Origin of the sequence: Chitinibacter fontanus (genome assembly GCF_013423785.1) — a bacterium.
Taxonomy (GTDB): domain Bacteria; phylum Pseudomonadota; class Gammaproteobacteria; order Burkholderiales; family Chitinibacteraceae; genus Chitinibacter; species Chitinibacter fontanus.
In genome coordinates, this window is record NZ_CP058952.1 from 3,108,589 (window position 1) to 3,128,762 (window position 20,174).

The 20,174-nt window shown below is 50.3% G+C and carries 14 protein-coding genes and 10 tRNA genes; 3 read left to right on the plus strand and 21 right to left on the minus strand.

The genetic code is table 11. The features are described 5' to 3' along the window. Positions 1-692 precede the first annotated feature (692 nt). The 14 genes from HZU75_RS14765 to HZU75_RS14830 form a co-directional block, all read right to left on the minus strand. Positions 693-1,922, minus strand: coding sequence for a Shedu anti-phage system protein SduA domain-containing protein (locus HZU75_RS14765; RefSeq protein ID WP_180306763.1), 1,230 nt, complete (start codon positions 1,920-1,922; stop codon positions 693-695). Positions 1,923-2,053: 131 nt separating this feature from the next. Further along, on the minus strand, positions 2,054-5,962 hold the full coding sequence (gene hrpA / locus HZU75_RS14770; RefSeq protein WP_180306764.1) for an ATP-dependent RNA helicase HrpA: 3,909 nt from the start codon (positions 5,960-5,962) through the stop codon (positions 2,054-2,056). Positions 5,963-6,028: 66 nt separating this feature from the next. Continuing rightward, positions 6,029-7,279, minus strand: coding sequence for a PAS domain-containing protein (locus tag HZU75_RS14775; RefSeq protein WP_180306765.1), 1,251 nt, complete (start codon positions 7,277-7,279; stop codon positions 6,029-6,031). A gap of 134 nt (positions 7,280-7,413) precedes the next feature. Continuing rightward, positions 7,414-7,490, minus strand: a tRNA-Asp gene (locus HZU75_RS14780). 103 nt (positions 7,491-7,593) lie between these two features. Further along, positions 7,594-7,669 (minus strand) — tRNA-Val (locus HZU75_RS14785). A 23-nt stretch (positions 7,670-7,692) separates the two neighbouring features. Then, positions 7,693-7,769: transfer RNA gene (locus tag HZU75_RS14790), tRNA-Asp, on the minus strand. A gap of 43 nt (positions 7,770-7,812) precedes the next feature. After that, positions 7,813-7,888: transfer RNA gene (locus HZU75_RS14795), tRNA-Val, on the minus strand. Positions 7,889-7,911: 23 nt separating this feature from the next. After that, positions 7,912-7,988, minus strand: a tRNA-Asp gene (locus HZU75_RS14800). Positions 7,989-8,030: 42 nt separating this feature from the next. Then, a tRNA-Val gene (locus tag HZU75_RS14805) sits at positions 8,031-8,106 on the minus strand. Positions 8,107-8,129: 23 nt separating this feature from the next. After that, positions 8,130-8,206 (minus strand) — tRNA-Asp (locus HZU75_RS14810). A gap of 43 nt (positions 8,207-8,249) precedes the next feature. Further along, positions 8,250-8,325: transfer RNA gene (locus HZU75_RS14815), tRNA-Val, on the minus strand. Positions 8,326-8,339: 14 nt separating this feature from the next. Beyond that, positions 8,340-8,416, minus strand: a tRNA-Asp gene (locus HZU75_RS14820). A gap of 29 nt (positions 8,417-8,445) precedes the next feature. Then, positions 8,446-8,521: transfer RNA gene (locus tag HZU75_RS14825), tRNA-Val, on the minus strand. Between the two features lie 155 nt (positions 8,522-8,676). Beyond that, positions 8,677-8,895 (minus strand): hypothetical protein, encoded by a 219-nt coding sequence (locus HZU75_RS14830; RefSeq protein ID WP_180306766.1) that lies wholly within the window; start codon positions 8,893-8,895, stop codon positions 8,677-8,679. A gap of 142 nt (positions 8,896-9,037) precedes the next feature. Here HZU75_RS14830 and HZU75_RS14835 point away from each other — a divergent pair, with 142 nt between their 5' ends. Both HZU75_RS14835 and HZU75_RS14840 read left to right on the plus strand, forming a co-directional pair. Next, positions 9,038-9,355: a PilZ domain-containing protein gene (locus tag HZU75_RS14835; protein ID WP_180306767.1), complete on the plus strand. Its 318-nt coding sequence runs from the start codon at positions 9,038-9,040 to the stop codon at positions 9,353-9,355. A gap of 49 nt (positions 9,356-9,404) precedes the next feature. Next, entirely contained in the window at positions 9,405-10,304 is a 900-nt protein-coding gene (locus HZU75_RS14840) for a polysaccharide deacetylase family protein (RefSeq protein ID WP_180306768.1), read from the plus strand. A 57-nt stretch (positions 10,305-10,361) separates the two neighbouring features. Here the strand turns inward: HZU75_RS14840 and HZU75_RS14845 are convergent, their stop codons facing one another. The 7 genes from HZU75_RS14845 to HZU75_RS17670 form a co-directional block, all read right to left on the minus strand. Further along, positions 10,362-11,294 carry an exopolyphosphatase gene (locus tag HZU75_RS14845; RefSeq protein ID WP_180306769.1) on the minus strand — a complete coding sequence of 311 codons (933 nt, stop codon included), beginning with the start codon at positions 11,292-11,294 and terminating at the stop codon, positions 10,362-10,364. A 43-nt stretch (positions 11,295-11,337) separates the two neighbouring features. Then, positions 11,338-12,285, minus strand: coding sequence for an SPFH domain-containing protein (locus HZU75_RS14850; protein WP_180306770.1), 948 nt, complete (start codon positions 12,283-12,285; stop codon positions 11,338-11,340). Between the two features lie 17 nt (positions 12,286-12,302). Beyond that, entirely contained in the window at positions 12,303-12,728 is a 426-nt protein-coding gene (locus HZU75_RS14855; protein ID WP_180306771.1) for an NfeD family protein, read from the minus strand. 105 nt (positions 12,729-12,833) lie between these two features. Further along, positions 12,834-14,111: a serine--tRNA ligase gene (gene serS, locus HZU75_RS14860; protein ID WP_180306772.1), complete on the minus strand. Its 1,278-nt coding sequence runs from the start codon at positions 14,109-14,111 to the stop codon at positions 12,834-12,836. Positions 14,112-14,273: 162 nt separating this feature from the next. Beyond that, positions 14,274-15,584, minus strand: a complete 1,311-nt coding sequence (locus HZU75_RS14865) for a replication-associated recombination protein A (protein WP_180306773.1) — start codon at positions 15,582-15,584, stop codon at positions 14,274-14,276. Then, positions 15,577-16,200: an outer membrane lipoprotein periplasmic chaperone LolA gene (gene lolA, locus HZU75_RS14870; protein WP_180306774.1), complete on the minus strand. Its 624-nt coding sequence runs from the start codon at positions 16,198-16,200 to the stop codon at positions 15,577-15,579. Before lolA ends, HZU75_RS14865 begins: the two co-directional genes overlap by 8 nt. Before the next feature lie 76 nt (positions 16,201-16,276). Further along, positions 16,277-16,972, minus strand: coding sequence for an OmpA family protein (locus HZU75_RS17670; protein ID WP_180306775.1), 696 nt, complete (start codon positions 16,970-16,972; stop codon positions 16,277-16,279). Positions 16,973-17,396: 424 nt separating this feature from the next. On the opposite strand from HZU75_RS17670, the gene gyrA reads away from it, so the two are divergent. Beyond that, positions 17,397-20,141 carry a DNA gyrase subunit A gene (gene gyrA / locus HZU75_RS14880; protein ID WP_180306776.1) on the plus strand — a complete coding sequence of 915 codons (2,745 nt, stop codon included), beginning with the start codon at positions 17,397-17,399 and terminating at the stop codon, positions 20,139-20,141. The last annotated feature ends 33 nt before the right edge of the window (positions 20,142-20,174 follow it).

Consider the following 20,174-nt stretch of genomic DNA (forward strand, 5'->3'; position numbering starts at 1 on the left):
TTGTTCTGTATGCGTCTGGCCTGCTGGCGCAGGCGGTAAACCGGCCGTTTCGTTGGTCAGATGAGCAAATCAGGTTTTATGCGGCTACGCCGCGATGGTTTTAATACGCGTTCCGCCGCGCGGGCAGGTTGGGGGCTTTACTTGCACCCTACACAGTCTGCGACTTTGCGGAGACCCCGCGCTTCTCCAAAGCACCAACACCCCAAAGGAGCCCCCCGCCTGCGGCCCTCCGGGCTACTAGCCTTAGGCCACGGTCAGGGGATTAATGCCCCAGACCAACGAGCGCAAACAAAATGGGTATGGGGTATGTCAATCAAGGCATGAATCAAATTGTCTTTAATAGCAATACGTAGCTATGTATATGCCGCAATCGTTGGTCTGCGCCAATTCCCCTACAGCTGCGCCGAGCGAGGAACAAGCGGCGAGGGGTTTCGGCGGGCTCTGTTTTGTTAAAGCCCGCCGCCTTGCCGATTGTCCGCAGCGAGGGCATCGGCGAAGCCGACGCAGATGTGGGGTCGCCTTTCTTTGCTTACTTTCTTTAGGCGAAGCAAAGAAAGTAAGTGCCGCGGCGCATAGCCGCCAATCCGTGGTGGATAAATTGTTGCAGGCAAATAAAAACCGCCATGATTGGCGGTTCGATGTTCGCGGTAAACGTTGGGCTGCGCAAGCTTAGGCCAAGCGACGGCGCTAAGCTATTTGTAAAATTGGACAACAACTCCATCAATTAAATCATCAAATGTTAGTATTTCTAAATCTTTATAATCAAACATGATTTCACGCCAGATTTCAGAGTTAAAATCACTACGTCGCCCAACAACTAACCATCTTCTTGGCTTGTAGACTTTAAAACCATATTTTTCTTCAAACCATTTTCGATTATTTGGGTCTTCAAAGTATTTTGCATAAACTCGTGTTTGTGCAATGTATGAATTCAGCCAAGAAGCAAATGCTTCTCTATTATTGGAGCCAACAATTGTATTTTTTAAAATGTGAGGAAGTTTAAATTCGACAATGTCGGCATATCCATTGGGGTGTAGAATAAAAAAATCTGGTCTAATAGCATCAAGTTCTTCGCTTTGCCACTCACATGTAAGTTCTGCATATGCTTTTGAGGCCCCAAATTTCATTGTCAAAATAAATTCATTCTCTGGTTTTGCAAGAAAAGAGGTGATTTCAGGCTCAGAGCTTTCGATGTTTCCCCATTTTTCGATGAATTTATTGATTTTTGGTAGCTGCTTGTATCTGTAGTCATCAGGTGCAGGGTAAGAGTAATGTGCATCGTGAATTACTCTGTTTTCCATAAAACTGAGGTTGAATGCGATTTCATCCGTTTGATCGTCAGACTCATCAAAGCGGATTGGGAAGAAGTCTAAGCATTTTATTCTTCTAGTTTTTAAGCCGGATTCGTTAGCATCAAAAAACATTCCATTTATAATTCTAGTGAACCTTCCTGCTGCGGGGGTAGGGCTTGGCATGTTGAAACCCATGATGCTATTCTGAGCAGAGAAATTCCAGCCTAATTCAGATAGTTTATCCCAGCCGCGATTAGTCGGGAGAAGAAGGTCTTCACTAAATGCTGGTAAAGGCATTGAGGTTTTAAGTGTCGAGTCGTATTCAAATCCAATAATTTTCTCAAAGATATTTTTATCGTCATTTGAGTAATCATAATACTTTATATCTAAAGTACTGTTTTCTTGAAGTTCTTGAATAAATTCTGGACCTTCATATTCTACTGCTATATGGCTCCTACTTATGTAGACGGTTAATTGTTGTGGATTCAGCAAAAACCCAGGGGCTATTTTTATCAACTCTGGATTATCAGATACATAATTATGCAAAGGGCCTAAATAAATTTTAACTAGCTTTTCCAAAAAGGCTTCGACTAAAGGCCTGATTGTGGTATGAATTACTAGATCTGTCATGAAAACCTCGATGTGCAGTCTGTAAGCTGCATTATCCAATAAGTTCAAGAATAAATACTTTTTATGGGCAAATGATAGAGATGGGTTACGCCTTCGCCTAACCCACACTACACCTCAATACAAATCAGCTATCACCGCTTAGTAATCTCCGCCCAAATCTTATCCAGCCGCTTCACCGACACCGGATACGGCGTCCTCAATTCCTGCGCAAACAGCCCAACCCGCAACTCCTCAATCATCCATCTAAATGGCAATAGGGTTGAGGTATCTCTCCCTTCACGTTGCCACTTATCGACTTCAGCGACATACCTCTGCATGAGTTCAGCTACTTCCGCTCCGCGCTGGCCGTCGCGGTTTGGGTTTTGGGCGCGTTTTTCTAGCCGCACTTTCATCGCTTTGATGTAAACGGGTAGGCGAGGTAGCTGCTCCCAAGGTGTGGCTGTGAGGAAGCCTTGGTAGATCAGCTCGCCCAGCTGAGCTTTTAGCTCATTCTGGATATTGCCACCTTTGGAAAGCAGCGTGCCGAGCGCAATAAAGTCGGGTGCGATGTCGTTCAGCGTGCGTAGCACCGCGTCGCGGACGGATGGCAGGCGTACTTTGGCGCGGCTCTTTTGATCATCGAAATCTTTCTTTTTGCGTGGCGCTTCGTCGTCGCCCAAGAAGGCGCGGTTGCAGATGCAACTGATCACATCGGCCATCAGTTGGTCGCTATTGCCCAAGCTGCGGTAGTGAATGGCGAGCTGGTTGAAATTGGGCAAGGCTTTGGGCAATTGCTTGAGATGCTCTTTCAACTCGAACTGCAGCAAGCGTACGACGCCCGCGCGGTGGGCTTCGTTGGCGGCGTGTTCGGTGTCAAACAGCCGAATCGCCACGCACTCTTTACCCGCTTCGTCTTCATCCGGTACAAGGCCGGGGTAGCCGGTCATCGCTTTGCCGTGGCGTTTGAAATTGATTTTGGCGGGTAGATCGCCGAAATCCCATTTCAAAATGCCCGATTTTTCGATGCCGGTGCTCTCGTCCGCCGTGTCGCGGAAGGTGAGTTGCGCCGCCTCACCGAGCTGCGCACGAATCGCGATTAGGTCGCGCCCTTGCGCCAACTCTTGGCCTGCATCGTCAACGATGCGGAAGTTCATCCGCAAATGGATCGGTAAATCGTTGCCATTGAAATCATCGGCGCTAACCGGCTGGCCGCAACCGCGCGTGGCTGCTTGGGCGAGCTGGGGCAACAGCGGCGCTTCGCGGTCGGCGCTTTCGAGTGCGACCATCATTTTGGTCGCAAACTCGGGCACCGGCACGCATAGGCGGCGGATGGGTTTCGGTAGCGATTTGAGCAGCAGCGTGATTTTTTCGCGGATTAAGCCCGGCACCAGCCAGTCAAAAGTGGCGTGATTAACGCGATTGAGCAAATGCAGGGGGAGGGTAATCGTTACCCCGTCAAGCACATGGCCGGGTTCAAAGCGATACCCCAGTGGCAACTTCGCATCTTGCAGGCGGAAGAATTCCGGATATTGCTCCTCGGTGACCGCTGCGGCGCTGTGCTGCATCAGGTCTTCTTTACTTAAATACAGCAGCGTCGGGTTGAGCTTTTCGGCCTGTTTGCGCCAAGCCTCAAAGCCCGCGCCATTGACAATGTCGGCAGGGATTTTGGCATCGAAAAAGGCGAACAATGCGTTTTCATCGACCAGTACGTCCTGGCGGCGCGCTTTGTGTTCCAGCTCTTCCACGTCAAGCAGCAAGGCAAAGTTGTGGTCGAAGAATTTGGCTTTGCTGTTGTAATTGAAACGCACCAAGGCTTCGCGGATGAAAATCTCGCGCGACTCGGCGACGTTGATACTGCCATAGTGTACCCGTCTGCGTGCCACGATCGGCAAGCCATACAGCGTGATACGTTCCGACGCGCTCACCTGTGCGTTGTCTTTGCTCCAATGCGGATCGAAGTATTGTTTTTTAATCAGATGCGGCGCGAGCTTTTCGACCCATTCCGGCTCAATCGCCGCGACGCAGCGCGCGTACAGCTTGCTGGTTTCAACGAGTTCGGCGGCCACAATCCATTTTGGGCGCGCTTTTTTCAGGCCAGAGCCGGGGAAAACATTAAATTTAATCCCGCGTGCGCCGAGGTATTCGTCGTTTTCCGGCTGTTTAAAGCCTAAATTGCCGAGCAGGCCAGTGATCAGCGCCTTGTGAATTTGCTCGAACGTGCCCGGCTTCTCGTTCAAGCGCAATTCGCTCGCCATTTCTGACAGTTGTTTATGTAATTCGCGCCATTCACGCAGGCGCAAGTAGGACAAGAAATTGCGGTGACATTCCTGCACCAATTGGCGGTTCGACGTTTTATCGGCGAGTAGTTTTTCAAAGAAATCCCACAGGCGCAGGTAGGACAGAAAGTCTGATTTTTCTTCGGTAAATTTGGCATGCGCTTGATCGGCGGCTTGGCGCGCGTCGAAAGGGCGCTCGCGCGGGTCTTGCAGCGACAGGCCCGAGGCAATAATCAGCATTTCCTTCAGGCAGCCTTCGTCTTGCCCCGCGAGCAACATGCGGCCGACGCGTGGGTCGATCGGCAGGCGCGCGAGCTGTTGGCCGATTTGGGTTAGGCGATCTTGCTCATCGACCGCGCCGAGTTCGCGCAATTGCTGGTAGCCGTCGGCGATTAGCTTGCCCGATGGCGCTTCCAGAAACGGAAATTCATCGACGCGGCCTAGGCGCAACGCAGCCATGCGCAAAATGACGCCAGCGAGGCTGGAGCGGACGATTTCTGGGTCGGTAAACGCGGGGCGCAGGTTGAAATCGTCTTCCGAATACAGGCGCACGCAAATGCCGCTGGCGACACGGCCACAACGACCGGAGCGCTGGCGCGCTGAGGCTTGCGAGATTTTTTCGATCAGCAATTGCTCAACTTTGGCGCGCGGGCTGTAGCGGTTGATGCGCGCTTGGCCACTGTCGATCACATAGCGGATGCCGGGTACTGTCAGCGAAGTCTCGGCTACATTGGTCGCCAGCACGATACGTCGGCCAGTATTGCTGGGGCGGAAGATACGTTGTTGATCTTCATTCGACAGACGCGCAAACAGCGGTAGCACTTCGGCGTCGCGCAGCTTGGCTTTGCGCAGCTCTTCCATTGTTTCGCGAATTTCGCGTTCGCCGGGCAAGAACACCAGCACATCGCCGCTGCCATCGCGCCGCCATAGCTCGTCGACCGCGTTGGCGATGGCTTCTTCCATCTCGATTTCTTGATCGTCTTCGTCGGTGCTGGCCAGTGGTTTGTAGCGCACTTCGACTGGATAAGTGCGACCCGACACTTCGAGTACCGGCGCGCCGTTAAAATGTTTGCTAAAGCGATCGGCATCAATCGTTGCCGAGGTGACGATGACTTTCAGATCAGGGCGCTTTGGCAGGATTTGCTTCAAATAGCCGAGCAAAAAGTCGATGTTCAGGCTGCGCTCGTGCGCCTCGTCGATGATGATGGTGTCGTAATTATTGAGAAAACGATCACTCAATGACTCAGCGAGCAAAATACCGTCGGTCATTAGCTTGATATAACTGGCAGGCGAACTTTTATCGGTAAAGCGCACCTTGTAGCCGACGTAATGACCGATTTCAGACTTTAATTCTTGCGCAATGCGGCTGGCGACCGAGCGCGCGGCCAAGCGGCGTGGCTGCGTGTGGCCGATTAGGCCGTGTACACCACGACCCAGCTCCAGACAGATTTTCGGCAGCTGCGTGGTTTTACCCGAGCCGGTTTCACCGCAGACGATCACGACTTGGTGTTTGGCAATCGCGGCTTTAAGCTCGTCTCGGCGCTGATTGACCGGCAGAAAATCATCGTATTCTGGCGTCGGTAACTTCTCACGTCGAATGGCGGTTTTTGCGAGTGATTTTTCAACGCCTGCGGCAAATTGCGCCTGCAATTGATCAGTAGGCTGATTGCGTTTGATGCGATCACCCATCTGGCTGATCAGCCGCGACAGGGGATGGCGGTCACTGGTTTGACAGTCGCCCAGCTGGGCGCGTAAAGGCTGAAGATCGCGAAGAGAAAGAGTCATTGCCGCTGCAGTGTGCTGATGAAATCAAGCTGGCGATTTTATCACGCGCGGCAGGCGGGCAAGGATTTAGTGCAAGGTGAGTAAGTGCCCTGCGCCAGCGGGGGCGTCTAACTGGCAAATGTGGCAGTTGATTTCTTCGCCTTGCGTACTAAATAGCTGCAGTTGCACTGTGGCTAAAGAAGCCGTTGGTTCGGTGCAGATGGTGTTGAGTGGTTCGCCGATCAGTTGCTCGGGTGGTAGGCCTAAACGCTGGCAAGCAGCGTGGTTGGCAAATAGAATTTGCCCATGCTGCACCAGCATAAACGCATGTGGGAGCGCATGTGCCATAGCGCGAACCAGCATTGTGCTATCGGTTTTGGCGATATCATTTTCTTTTTGGGCAGTAATGTCGATGGCGATGCTTAAAATATAGGTTTTACCTTCGCGCTCAACGGGTAGCTTGGTAATGTCAAACCAGTGTGTTCTACCGCTGGATAATGTGCAGTGGTCTTCGCGCCGAATCGTGGCACCTTTTTCAAATACTTCATCATCGCCGGCGCTGAGTATCGGGGTATCTTCATCAAGACCCATGTGAGAATGAACTAGCAGGTCATGCCCCAGTAGGGTTTGTGTTGCTTGATTGACCAGTAGGAAGCGACCGTGACGATCACGGATAAAAATCAGGTTCGGGCTGGAGTCGATAATTTGTTGGGTAAATAACTGTTGCTTAAAAAGAGCGGCTTCTGTGGCTTTGATGTGCGAAATGTCGCGAATCACCACCACACAATCGCGATGGCTCAGTGGAGTAAGTCGTGCTTCAAAGGTATGTTGCTGCTGCTCATTGCCCAGAGTGTATTCGAAGCGGGTGGGTACTTGGGTGTTTTGTAGCTCGATCAGCGTTTCCAGGTATTGTCTGGAAACTCGGGCAGGGAAAATGGTGGCTAGCTTGGCAAACTGGCTACCAGCTGGGTGATGCGGAATTTGCGCTTCATTGTGAGAGCTCACCCGACGACTGGCGTAGTCGATAGTCCACAGCAAATCAGGTACACCAGCCAGCACATCAGTCGGGTCGGCTGGTGGAACAATGGTGGTTTGTGTTTCAGTGTATGTTTTTTCTGGTTTGGACTTTGATACCAGTATCGACCAGGTAATTACACCGGCATTGGCAAAGGCCATCGCTAAGAGTAGCGCCCAGCTAAAGCTGGTTAAATTGTAATTGACCAGTAATAAACTCCAGCTAATCAAAAGGCTAAGCCCAAGCGCAAATAATTGGCTGCGATGGCATTGGTAGCCATGCCAAGTGACGGCTTTGCTAGGATTAGTGGTTTCAGTGGTCATATTTGCTATGCAATCAGCAAGTGGTGTTATTTTGCTTTGCAGTTTAGCGCTAATGCTGAGGGATGGCGATCAAATGCTGCCGTCGTTAGTTTACTAACAACAATTGATTTGGCATAAATTGAATTGAAGCGAATTGGCGGAGTGGACGGGACTCGAACCCGCGACCCCCGGCGTGACAGGCCGGTATTCTAACCAACTGAACTACCACTCCGCAGTGGTCTGCAAATGTGTTGCTGTAGTGGGCGCCATTTGCTTAAGCCTTGGTTTTTTCTGGGCGAAAAAAAATGCCTTTCGGCATTGGGCAGCAAATGTAGTGGTGGGTCGTGACGGGGTCGAACCGCCGACATTCTGCTTGTAAGGCAGACGCTCTACCAACTGAGCTAACGACCCAATTTTGAAACGATCAAAACTGGTGGCGGAGTGGACGGGACTCGAACCCGCGACCCCCGGCGTGACAGGCCGGTATTCTAACCAACTGAACTACCACTCCGCAGTGGTATTGATTTTTTGCTACTTGCTTCACAATGGTGAAGTGGTGGGTCGTGACGGGGTCGAACCGCCGACATTCTGCTTGTAAGGCAGACGCTCTACCAACTGAGCTAACGACCCAATTTTGAAACAATCAAAACTGGTGGCGGAGTGGACGGGACTCGAACCCGCGACCCCCGGCGTGACAGGCCGGTATTCTAACCAACTGAACTACCACTCCGCAGTGGTATTGATTTTTGCTACTTGCTTCACAAGAGTGAAGTGGTGGGTCGTGACGGGGTCGAACCGCCGACATTCTGCTTGTAAGGCAGACGCTCTACCAACTGAGCTAACGACCCAATTTTGAAACGATCAAAACTGGTGGCGGAGTGGACGGGACTCGAACCCGCGACCCCCGGCGTGACAGGCCGGTATTCTAACCAACTGAACTACCACTCCGCAGTGGTATTGATTTTTTGCTACTTGCTTCACAATGGTGAAGTGGTGGGTCGTGACGGGGTCGAACCGCCGACATTCTGCTTGTAAGGCAGACGCTCTACCAACTGAGCTAACGACCCAATGTCTATACTTTTGGCGGAGTGGACGGGACTCGAACCCGCGACCCCCGGCGTGACAGGCCGGTATTCTAACCAACTGAACTACCACTCCGCAGTGGTATAAATGTTCTCTTAAGTGAGTGGTGGGTCGTGACGGGGTCGAACCGCCGACATTCTGCTTGTAAGGCAGACGCTCTACCAACTGAGCTAACGACCCTTTCGCTAGAAGCTTTATCGCCCCTCGCTTGAGAGAGGCCGGATTAAAACATGCCAAGTGGCAGCTCGTCAACTGTTTCGGACTGGTTTTCGTATGAAAAAAGCGCCATTTATGGCGCTTTTTTGCTAAGCATTTGAAAAATAAAATGATAAATTTTAGGCAAAAGTATCAATTTTATTGCGTGCTTCATCCATTCGCTGAGCAGTTGCTTGGCGCTCTTGAATGTTTTGCAGACCTTGCTGTGAGATGGTTTCTTTTTTTCGATCGAGACGCTCGGCGCCATCGTTGATGGCTTTTGCTGCTTGTTGGGAGCCTTGAAAGATCGTTTGTGATACGGTCGTGCTGAAATTCATTGCTGAGGTAATGCTGGACATCGCCGTCTCCTTGATGTGGATGTCATTGCTGTCAATATACAACTCACATATAGCATAAACTAGTTGGACTGATAGTCGGTACTTTGCGCTGCTCTTGTGGCACGTTAAGATTTTGTTTCGAAATAACGATTATGGGTTTGGGATGAGTGTCGGCTTGAGAGATCGGGATCAGCGTGGGGCATTGCGGGTCGCTGTCAATTGCAAGGTAAAGATCCGGCCGCTGGATTTAGGTTTGCCATTTTATGGCGAATGCACCGACCTGAGCGTAACGGGGATGACTGTCCAAACCAGCTACGTGCCACGACCAGATGAAGAATTTGATATCTACGTCATGCCCGCTCGTGCTGCCGGAATGCGACGCGAGCCGTTTGCGGCACGCGTACGGGTTCGGCGTAGTCATCAATTGAAAGTGACATCTTTGTATGAATTGGGCCTTGAGATTATTCAGGTTCACGCTTAAATCCATTAAACTGTCGGCTTTGCTGCCCTGACTATACTTAAGCGGATTCATGAAGCTGATTGCTCTAAAGATCGATGTTGATACTTCCGTGGCCATTGAAATTGGCTTGCCTAAATTAATCCCCGTTTTACGAGCAAATCAAGCTGGTGCCACTTTTTTTTGGGCCTTGGGTAAAGAGAAAAATGGCTCTTTGCTGCGCCCCATGCGCTATTTACGCAAGGTGGCGGGGATGAGCCATGTGCCTATCAAGCAGCGTTATGGTTTGGCTGCATTGCTCGCGGGCAGTTTGCTTCCTTCACGTAATTTAAATCGATTGGCAGAGAATGCCATGCGTGAATTAACGGATGAAGTATTCGAGCATGGTGTGCGACCTGCACAAAGACATTGTTGGCAGGCAAGCATTGTGAAGATGGACTCGGCCTTGACGCGTGATGCCTATGCCGAGACGCTGGCTGGATTTGAGAAAATAATGGGGCAGCGGCCGCGTTCTCATGCCGCCTCCGGCTGGCAGATTAATCGAACTGCTTTGCGCTTGCATCAATTGCATCAGCTCAATTATGCGAGTGATTGCCGTGGACAAACCCCTTTTTGGCCAATTGTGCAGGGCGAGTATATCCGTTGCCCGCAACTGCCTGTTACCTTGCCAATGCTAGAAGAATTGATTCCGCAGCTAGGAGTAGAGCAGGCTTTTGAGCAGCTCAAGCATGCAACCTTAGAGCAAGAACAGGCACTGCATGTGTTTAATCTAGCTGCTGACTATGATGCGCAGTATGCTGAGCAAGTTGGGCAATTGCTAAGTGATTGGAAAGCGCAAGGCTATCATTTAGTGAATCTAAGCGCGCTAGTGCAAGCGCTGGATCTGAAAACTTTGCCTTATCACCATGTTGAGATGAAGCCAGTACCTGGTCGATTGGGTCTTTTGGCTGTGCAAGGGGCTGTATATCCTTAATTGATCTAATGGGGCAAAAAAGCCGGCTTTGCAGCCGGCTTTTTTGCGTGATGATATTTAGCCATCCGCAGTAATTTTGAGCATGAGTTCGCGCAATGTAGCATCAACGGCTTCATTGGCAACTTGGCAAGTGCCTGCATTCTCGTGGCCGCCACCGCCATATTGCAGCATCAATGCGCCAATATTAGTTTGCGATGTGCGATTAATAATCGATTTACCAGTAGCAAATACGGTGTTTCGCTGCTGTACGCCCCACATCACATGAATTGAAATATTACACTGCGGGTACATCGCATAAATCATGAAGCGATTGGTTGCGTAAATGGTGTCTTCTTCCCGTAAATCGAGCACCACCAGATTGTCATAAATGCGACTACAGCGCTTGATTTGCTCTTTGGCTAATGGTGCGTGCTCTTGGTATAGCTCTATGCGCTCGACCACGTCAGGTAGTGCCAAAATTTCTTCAATGGAATGGTTGTGACAGTACTTGATTAAATCCATCATTAATTGATAGTTAGAAATCGTGAAGCTGCGAAACCGTCCTAATCCTGTGCGGGCATCCATCAAGTAATTGAGTAGTACCCATCCGCTAGGGTTCAAAATCTCCTCACGAGTGAATTCTGCTGAGTCGGCTTTATCCACCGCCAGCATCATATCGTCTGAAATATTCGCAAAGCGCTCTTTGCCGCCGTAGTAGTCATAAACCACTCTGGCTGCAGACGGAGCAGCGGGGTCGATAATATGATTGCTGTTGCCAGCAGAATTACGAATTGTTTCTGAAAGATGATGATCGAAAGCCAGATAGGCACCCGCGACATACGGCAGATTGGTGGTGATGTCATTATCGTTAATCGCAATTTTGCCATCCTGCATATCTTTGGGATGTACAAATAGTATGTCGTCAATCATTTGAAGTTCATTGAGCAATACAGCGCAGACTAAGCCGTCAAAATCACTGCGGGTGACCAGGCGGTATTTCTTGTCGGACATGGGGTTTCCTCCTGCTTGAACTTTTTTAAGCTTAGGCGCTTTTTTAGTTTTTTGCTGCTTGAACCACATTCATAGCCGTTGCGACCATGCTGGCGATATCGGCTGCATTACCTGGTAGCAACATGGTGTTGCCTTGTTTTGCAATATTGCCAAAAGCGCTGACATATTGTTCCGCCACTTTCAGGTTAATTGCCTGAACGCCCCCCGGTTGTTCGATGGCTTTTGCTACCGCTTGAATCGCTTCGGCGGTGGCGTGGGCGACCAGGCGCAGTGCTTCTGCCTCACCGGTGGCGCGATTGATTTGCGCTTGGCGCTCGCCTTCCGATTGGTTGATAGCGGCTTGCATATCACCTTGCGATTTTTGGATTGCGGCTTCGCGCTGGCCAGTGGCCAGATTGATTTGCTCTTGTTTTACCCCTTCAGATTGGGCAATGCGGGCGCGCTTTTCTCGTTCGGCGGTGATTTGCTGCTGCATGGAGTGCAAAATGGCCTGTGGTGGCGTTAAATCTTTAATTTCGTAGCGCAATACTTTCACGCCCCAGCTAGTGGCGGCCTCGTCGAGTGCGGCCACGACGGTGCGATTGATTTCATCACGCTCTTCAAAGGTTTTGTCGAGCTCCAATTTACCGATCACAGAGCGTAATGTTGTTTGCGCCAGCTGGCTGATGGCTAAAACATAATCAGAGGTGCCGTAGGAGGCTAGGCGTGGGTCTAGTACTTGAAAGTATAAAATGCCATCGACTTGTAGCTGAGTGTTATCGCGGGTGATACACACCTGGCTGGGCACATCGAGCGGGATTTCTTTAAGGCTGTGTTTGTAGGCTACGCGATCAACAAATGGGATGACAAAATTCAGTCCCGGAGCCAGCACCGCATGAAAACGCCCGAGGCGCTCGATAATGAGAGCAGTTTGTTGTGGGACGATTTTGAAGGTTTTGGCGATGAAAATAATCACGGCCACCAGAAAAATTAAAGAAAACTCGATTGTCATGCCGAACTCCTTATGTCTTAAGATTTAGGTGGGGTATTTGAAATTTTAAATTGGCTGCCATGGCTTGAGGTGATATACCAGGTAGCTGTATCGCTTTGCGTGCAATCGTTTGCCAAAACAGCATCCCAATGGCTGCCTCGGTAGTGAATTCTGGCGCGTCTCTCATCGAGCCAGGCTTCGATGGTGACAATTTTGCCAATGTCATCGTTGACCATCTCGCTTGGAGTGCAGCGGGAATTTTTCCATTGTTTGATTAAATAGCCCGCAACCAGACTGACGAGGCTGGCGATGATAATTTGCCAGCCAATACTCAATTGCAGGCTACTCGCTGCGGCTGCGGCGAGGAAACCAGCCGCGATGGCGAGCAAGTAAAAGGTGGTGGTGAAGAGTTCGAGCGCGATTAGCGCGGTGGCGGCAATGAGCCAGAGTGTTGTGCTTGTCATGGCCTTAGCTCAGATTGAATTGAACTTAGCCTAACCTAGTCTTACTGTGGGCGCAAAAAAAGCGCACCATTCGGTGCGCTGTGCGTGGTGAGAGCAACAAACGGCTTAGGCCGTTAAAGTCTCTTGACCGCCAAGGTATGGGCGCAGCACTGCAGGCACCGTAATGCTGCCATCGGCGTTTTGATAGTTTTCCAGCACGGCGACCAAGGTGCGACCGACTGCAAGGCCAGAGCCATTCAGAGTGTGGACCAGCTCATTTTTACCAGCTTCGTTTTTAAAGCGAGCCTGCATACGGCGAGCTTGGAAACTACCCATGCTTGAGCAGCTAGAGATTTCGCGGTAAGTATTTTGCGCGGGCAGCCACACTTCCAAATCGTAGGTTTTGCTGCTACCAAAGCCCATATCACCCGTGCACAACAGCATTTTGCGGTAGGGTAATTCAAGCAATTGCAAGATTTTCTCGGCGTGGCCAACCAACTCCTCGAGCGCTTCGTTTGATTTTTCCGGGTGAACGATTTGTACCAGCTCGACTTTATCAAACTGATGCTGGCGGATCATGCCACGTACATCACGGCCGTAGGAGCCCGCTTCGGAGCGGAAGCACGGGGTGTGTGCAACATATTTTTGCGGCAAAGTATCTGCTTTAACGATTTCGTCACGTACGAAGTTGGTTACTGGCACTTCAGCGGTTGGGATCAGGTACAAAGGCTCGGCATCCGCGCGCGGTACTTTGAAGAGGTCTTCTTCAAATTTTGGCAGCTGGCCGGTGCCTGTCATTGAGGCGCTGTTGACCAAGTAGGGCACATACACCTCTTCATAGCCGTGATCGAGGGTGTGGGTGTTGAGCATAAACTGAGTCAGTGCACGGTGCAGGCGGGCGATTGGGCCGCGCAAGGCGGTAAAGCGGCTGCCCGATAGTTTGGTGCCGGTGGTGAAATCGAGGCCCAATGGTTCACCTAAATCGACATGATCTTTAATTTCAAAATCAAAGGCTTTCGGTGTGCCCCAGCGTGCAACTTCCAAGTTGCCAGATTCATCGACACCAGTCGGAACTTCATCGGCAGGTAGATTGGGTATGGTTTGCAGCAAGGCATTTAATTTATCGGCCAACTCAGCGAAGGCCGTTTCCGCCGCTTTCAACTCATCACCCAGATTGGCCACTTCGGCCATGATCGCACTGACATCTTCGCCTTTAGCTTTGGCGGCGCCAATTTGTTTAGACGTACTATTGCGCTTGGCCTGCAGGTCTTGCATGCGGGTTTGCAGCACTTTGCGCTCGTCTTCCATGGCTTGGAATGCCACTGTGTCGAGTTCAAATTTGCGTGCGGCTAGACGGGTGGCAACGGCGGGCAAATCGGTGCGAAGTAGTTGAATGTCGATCATCGAGATTGGGTCTGAAAATTGAATTAGATAGCACGATTTTACACCAAGGCGCCTGTACTACGTAGTGCCTCGGCGTGAAAGCGCTGGATTAAATTATTTGCATAGGTATTGCCATGGAGGTTATGCAATAGTAGCTCTTCGATAAAATACTGCCTTGGGTATCTAGCTGTTTTCTTGATGCCATTGCGCATCGAGCTCTTTCAGGTGGCGCAATTTTTCCGCAATTTTGCTTTCTAAGCCACGTGGCACCGGTTGGTAGAATTGAGTGTTCTCCAAGCCGCTCGGGAAATAATTTTCGCCCGCAGCATAGCCTTCAGGCTCATCATGGGCGTAGCGATACTCACTGCCGTGACCTAACTGGCTCATCAGTTTGGTAGGCGCGTTGCGCAAATGGTTGGGCACCGGGCGCGATTGATCTTGGCTGACTAATGCTTTGGCGGCTTTGTAAGCGAGATAGCCTGCGTTAGATTTTGGCGCAATGGCAAGGTAAATCGTTGCTTGCGCCAAGGCGAGCTCGCCTTCGGGGGAGCCAAGTCGCTCAAAAGTGGTGGCGGCATCGTTGGCGATTTGCATTGCACGCGGGTCGGCTAAACCGATGTCTTCCCATGCCATCCGTACTAAGCGGCGTGATAAATAGCGCGCATCAACTCCGCCGTCGAGCATGCGCGTTAGCCAATAGAGCGCAGCATCGGGATTGGAGCCACGCACTGATTTGTGCAGTGCGGAGATCTGATCGTAAAACTGATCGCCACCTTTATCAAAGCGCCGACCGTTGCTGCTGAGGGCATTATTGAGAAAAGCGATGTCTATGTCTGCGCATTGCGCTGCCTGAGCGGCTTGCTGTACTTGCTCAATCAGATTCAGCAAGCGTCGTCCATCACCATCGGCGGCCAGACAGAGGGCTTGGCGAGCTTCGGCGCTAATGTCGATTGGGTGTTCTAAATGTAGTAGCGCGCGGCTAATCAATGCATCAAGCTCGTTTACGCTGAGCGATTGCAGTACATACACTTGTGCGCGAGAAAGTAAGGCGGCGTTGACCTCAAACGACGGATTTTCGGTGGTGGCGCCAATGAAGGTCACTAAGCCCGATTCAACGTAAGGTAAAAATGCATCCTGCTGGGCTTTGTTAAAGCGGTGGACTTCATCAACAAACAAAATGGTCCGTTTGCCCAATTGATGAAATTGCTGCGCTTGCTCCATTGCCGCTCGTATGTCTTTTACACCAGAAAATACGGCAGAAATGGCCAATAATTCAGCGCCAAACTCGCGTGCCAATAGGCGGGCGAGGGTGGTTTTACCTACGCCCGGTGGGCCCCATAAAATCATCGAATGTGCTTGCCCACTGGCTAGTGCAAGTGCAAGGGGTTTGCCTTGGCCAAGTAAGTGCTGTTGGCCCACTACATCCGCAGCGGTGCTGGGGCGGAGTCGTTCGGCTAGTGGCTCGTGATAGCGGCTGGAAAATAAATCACTCACGGATGATGTCCGCTCCCTTAGGGGGGCTAAAGTTGAAAACGCTGGCTGCTATGGGCTGATTTTGCTGTAGTTTACTAAATTGGATGGTGGTGGTTTGATTAAATTGATCATCTAGCTCCATCCTATCTAGTTGTCCTTTGCTTAAACCAATTCGAATTTGGGCAAAACTCCCATCTTTATTTTTAGGACTAAGTTCTACCCAGTCCAGGCCATTTTTGCTTGGCAGTGATTTTAGGTCAAAGCTTTTGCTCAGATTATTGTTGCCCGTCAGGATCGCCGCAGGGCTGGCCTCTAGGGCCTTGCTAACAGGTTTAATGGTGACCTGGGCAAGATCAAGGTCGTAGAGCCAGACTTGTTGTCCGTTACTAATGATTTCCTGGTTATAGGGCTGCGCATAGACCCATTTAAATTTGCCGGGGCGAACTAATTGAAATTGGCCAGTAGAGTTTTCGGTTTTACCTGACTTTTGACGAACCGATTGTGTAAAGCTGGCACTCAGGCTTTGCGTGGTATTGAGGTATTTTTGCAGCTCGCTCGCACTATCGGCTAAAGCGTGGGGTGCAGATAAGGCAAAAACAAGCGCTGACAAGCCAGCATGAGTTTTATATTTAGACATGGGCTATTGGTTTCGCTGTGAATATTAACAATAAAAAAAGCCCCGCAAGCGGGGCTTTTTGCATAGTAGCTAAATATTATTTAACTTCTACGGTTTCAACAGTAACGCCGTTTACTTCAACTTCTACGCGACGATCAGGAGCCAAGCACTCAACCAATTTAGCACGAGTTTTCTTGCTATCTTTGATGTTGTTGCAAGTGTCACCAGTCACTGGATTAGCTTCGCCACGACCTTCAGCTTTGATCATGTCAGCCGCGTTTGGAGCTTGAGCAACCAAGTAAGCACGAACAGCTTCTGCCCGACGCTCAGACAAGGCTTGGTTGTATTTTTCTGAACCGATACGGTCAGTGTAGCCAACTACAATCGCTGAACCTTCAGTTGGTTTCAGGTTTTTAACTTCTACAACCAATGCATCCAGCGCATCTTTACCAGCTGGTTTCAGAGTTGCTTTGTTGAAATCGAACAATGCGTCAGATTTCAGAGTGAATTGTTTCTTAGTTGCAACAGGTTTTGGCGCAACAACTACAGGAGCAGGTTTTGGTGCTGGAGTGGCAACTGTTGGTTCTACGTAGCCTGGGCAGCCTTTAACTGCTTTGTCAGCGCTCCAAGAACCTGTTTGCCAGCATTCGCCGATACCGTTTTTAACTACGCCTTCTGGATTTGCATCAGAAACGTTGGTGCTGTTAGTCACGTATGCATCAGTAGCCGCTTGTGCGCCGAATGAAGCGAAAGCTGCAACGATTGCAAGTGAAGCGATAGATTGCTTGATCATGAAGTGGTTCTCCGTTAATAAAGCTTCAATTTATGATGTCAGACAGCTCTTGAAACCGCATGTCATTAATAGATTGCTAATGTAATTTAGCAGTACTTGCAGGAGATTCAAATACAAAATAATCACAATGGAATGAAATACATCAAAACCAATGCTAAATTTTGCACCTGCAAACGTGCTTAGTTTTCTATTGATGTTATTTTATTAGCATAAGCCTACAGTGGGCAACTTTATTTCTGTAAACAAATGCACATTCTGCTTACAGGTTGAGCTGGCATTGGTGCAAGAGCTTGGCTGTGCTAAAATCGCGAGCTGCTCTAAGTGGTATTTTTCCATCCTTGTTGGATTGCATTCGATAGCACGTGGCCCTTGCGGCTAGAGTAACTCGACAGTCTGATACAAACTTAAAGAAAACGCCAAACGCATGTCCGAACAATTTAGTTTTGCCAAAGAAACCATCCCCGTTAGCCTTGAAGAGGAAATGCGGCATTCCTACCTCGATTACGCCATGAGCGTCATTGTGGGTCGTGCGCTACCTGATGTCCGTGACGGCCTAAAGCCCGTGCACCGTCGTATTTTGTTTGCGATGCACGAGAGCAGCAATGTCTGGAATCGCCCTTACGTCAAATGCGCGCGCGTGATTGGTGATGTGCTGGGTAAATACCACCCGCATGGCGACTCGGCGGCTTATGAAGCACTCGTGCGGATGGCGCAAGATTTTTCGCTGCGTTACACACTGATCGATGGTCAAGGTAACTTCGGTTCGATCGATGGTGACCGCGCGGCTGCTTATCGTTATACCGAGTGCCGTTTGGAAAAGGTTTCCAGCGAGCTGCTGGCTGATATCGATAAAGAAACCGTTGATTTTACGCCTAACTACGATGAAAAAGAGTTAGAGCCTACAGTTTTACCGACTCGGATTCCGAACTTATTAATTAATGGCTCGTCTGGTATTGCGGTTGGTATGGCGACTAATATTCCGCCGCACAATCTGACCGAAGTGATTGATGCTTCATTGGCCTTGTTGGCCAATCCTGATCTCTCGATTGATGAGCTAATTGACATCATCCCTGCGCCCGATTTCCCAACCGCCGGTATTATTTACGGCGTGCATGGTGTGCGTGAAGGCTACCGCACGGGCCGTGGTCGCGTGGTGATGCGCTCGCGCACGCATATTGAAGATTGCGGCAAAAATGGCGATCGTCAGGCGATCATTGTCGACGAGCTACCGTATCAAGTGAATAAAGCACGCCTGCTTGAGCGGATTGCCGAGCTGGTGCGCGAGAAAACGCTAGAAGGTATTTCTGATCTGCGCGATGAATCAGATAAATCCGGTATGCGCGTCGTGATTGAGCTCAAACGCGGCGAAATGGCCGACGTGGTGCTCAACAATCTGTTTAAGCATACGCAATTACAAGATAGTTTCGGTATCAATATGGTGGCGCTGGTGGATGGCCAGCCACGCCTGTTGAATCTGAAACAAGTTCTTGAATGTTTCCTGAAGCATCGCCGCGAAGTGGTAACGCGCCGCACTGTGTTTGAATTGCGTAAAGCGCGTGAGCGTGGCCATGTACTCGAAGGCTTGGCTGTTGCGTTGTCGAACGTCGACGAGATGATCGCGCTGATCAAAGCGGCCGCAACACCACCGGAAGCTAAAATCGCCTTGATGAGTCGCGAATGGCGCTCTGCGCTGGTCGAAGACATGCTGTCGCGCACTGATATCAATGCATCGCGCCCTGATGGTCTGGGTGAAGAGTTTGGTCTAACGGGCACTGGCTATCGCTTGTCGGATGTGCAAGCACAAGAAATCTTGCAGATGCGTTTGCAGCGTTTGACGGGTCTGGAACAAGACAAGATTGTCGGCGAATATAAAGAAGTCATGGATAAGATCCTTGATTTGCTCGATATCTTGGCTCGCGCCGAGCGTGTGACCGAGATTATTCACAATGAATTGACTGAAGTAAAAGCCAATTACGGTGATGTACGTCGTTCTGAAATCGTCGCTCATGGCGAAGATATTTGTCTGGAAGACTTGATTACTCCGCAAGATATGGTCGTGACGCTGACGCATGGCGGCTATATGAAAACCACGCCAGTCGAAGAATATCGTTCGCAGAAACGCGGCGGCCGCGGTAAGCAAGCGGCGGCGACCAAAGACGATGACTTTATCGACAGCCTGTTTATTGCCAATACCCACGATTACATCTTGTGCTTTAGCTCGCGTGGGCGCGTTTATTGGCTGAAAGTCTACGAGTTGCCACAAGGCGGTCGTACCAGCCGCGGTAAGCCGATTATTAATTTGCTGCCGCTCGAAGAAGGCGAAAAAATCAACGCCATCTTGCCAATCAAAGACTTCAGCGAAGACAAATACGTCTTTATGGCGACCGCCGATGGTACGGTGAAGAAAACTCCGCTCACTGATTTCTCTCGCCCGATGAAGCGCGGCATTATCGCGATCAATCTGGATGAAGGTAATTATCTAGTCGGGGTGGCGTTGACGCGTGGTGCGGGTGGTGCAGTGCTCGAAGATGACGCTGCAGATGAAGATGTCGTGATCGATGATGAGGGCGCAGAAGATGCTGGCGATGCAGTTGGTATCGACGACGATCAAGTCATGCTGTTCTCTGATGCGGGTAAATCAGTACGCTTTAGCCAGAGTAAAGTACGCCCAATGGGTCGTAACTCGAAAGGTGTGCGCGGCATGAAGCTGGGTGAAGATCAGAAAGTGATCTCCTTGTTGGTAGCTAATTCGGATGCACAAATGGTCTTGACTGCCAGCAATGGCGGTTACGGTAAACGTACGCCAGTGGGTGACTTCCGTCTGTCTGGTCGCGGCACGCAAGGCGTGATCGCGATGGACTTGACCGACAAGACTGGCTTGAAACTGGTTGCGGCGAGTCTGGTGGAGGATACCGACGACGTGATGCTGATTACCACCGGTGGTGTGTTGATCCGTACGAAAGTCTCGCAAATTCGCGAAACCGGCCGCTCAGCACAAGGTGTGCGCTTGATTAATCTGGACGATGGCGAGCAATTGTCGGGTCTAGAAAAAGTCTGCGAACCAGAAGACGAGGAAGAGGGTATTGATGCAGAGGGCGCAATCAGCGACGCTGCTGCTACAGATACCCCTGCCGCGGATGCAGCTTCAGCTGGTGATGCTGCTGAATAAACGTCATTAATGTAAAAAGACTCACGAAAGAGG

Excerpts from the sequence above, each read along its gene's own strand:
- HZU75_RS14765 (WP_180306763.1), bottom strand. The coding sequence starts at position 1,922 with ATGACAGATCTAGTAATTCATACCACAATCAGGCCTTTAGTCGAAGCC.
- hrpA (WP_180306764.1), bottom strand. The coding sequence starts at position 5,962 with ATGACTCTTTCTCTTCGCGATCTTCAGCCTTTACGCGCCCAGCTGGGC.
- HZU75_RS14775 (WP_180306765.1), bottom strand. The coding sequence starts at position 7,279 with ATGACCACTGAAACCACTAATCCTAGCAAAGCCGTCACTTGGCATGGC.
- HZU75_RS14830 (WP_180306766.1), bottom strand. The coding sequence starts at position 8,895 with ATGTCCAGCATTACCTCAGCAATGAATTTCAGCACGACCGTATCACAA.
- HZU75_RS14835 (WP_180306767.1), top strand. The coding sequence starts at position 9,038 with ATGAGTGTCGGCTTGAGAGATCGGGATCAGCGTGGGGCATTGCGGGTC.
- HZU75_RS14840 (WP_180306768.1), top strand. The coding sequence starts at position 9,405 with ATGAAGCTGATTGCTCTAAAGATCGATGTTGATACTTCCGTGGCCATT.
- HZU75_RS14845 (WP_180306769.1), bottom strand. The coding sequence starts at position 11,294 with ATGTCCGACAAGAAATACCGCCTGGTCACCCGCAGTGATTTTGACGGC.
- HZU75_RS14850 (WP_180306770.1), bottom strand. The coding sequence starts at position 12,285 with ATGACAATCGAGTTTTCTTTAATTTTTCTGGTGGCCGTGATTATTTTC.
- HZU75_RS14855 (WP_180306771.1), bottom strand. The coding sequence starts at position 12,728 with ATGACAAGCACAACACTCTGGCTCATTGCCGCCACCGCGCTAATCGCG.
- serS (WP_180306772.1), bottom strand. The coding sequence starts at position 14,111 with ATGATCGACATTCAACTACTTCGCACCGATTTGCCCGCCGTTGCCACC.
- lolA (WP_180306774.1), bottom strand. The coding sequence starts at position 16,200 with ATGTCTAAATATAAAACTCATGCTGGCTTGTCAGCGCTTGTTTTTGCC.
- HZU75_RS17670 (WP_180306775.1), bottom strand. The coding sequence starts at position 16,972 with ATGATCAAGCAATCTATCGCTTCACTTGCAATCGTTGCAGCTTTCGCT.
- gyrA (WP_180306776.1), top strand. The coding sequence starts at position 17,397 with ATGTCCGAACAATTTAGTTTTGCCAAAGAAACCATCCCCGTTAGCCTT.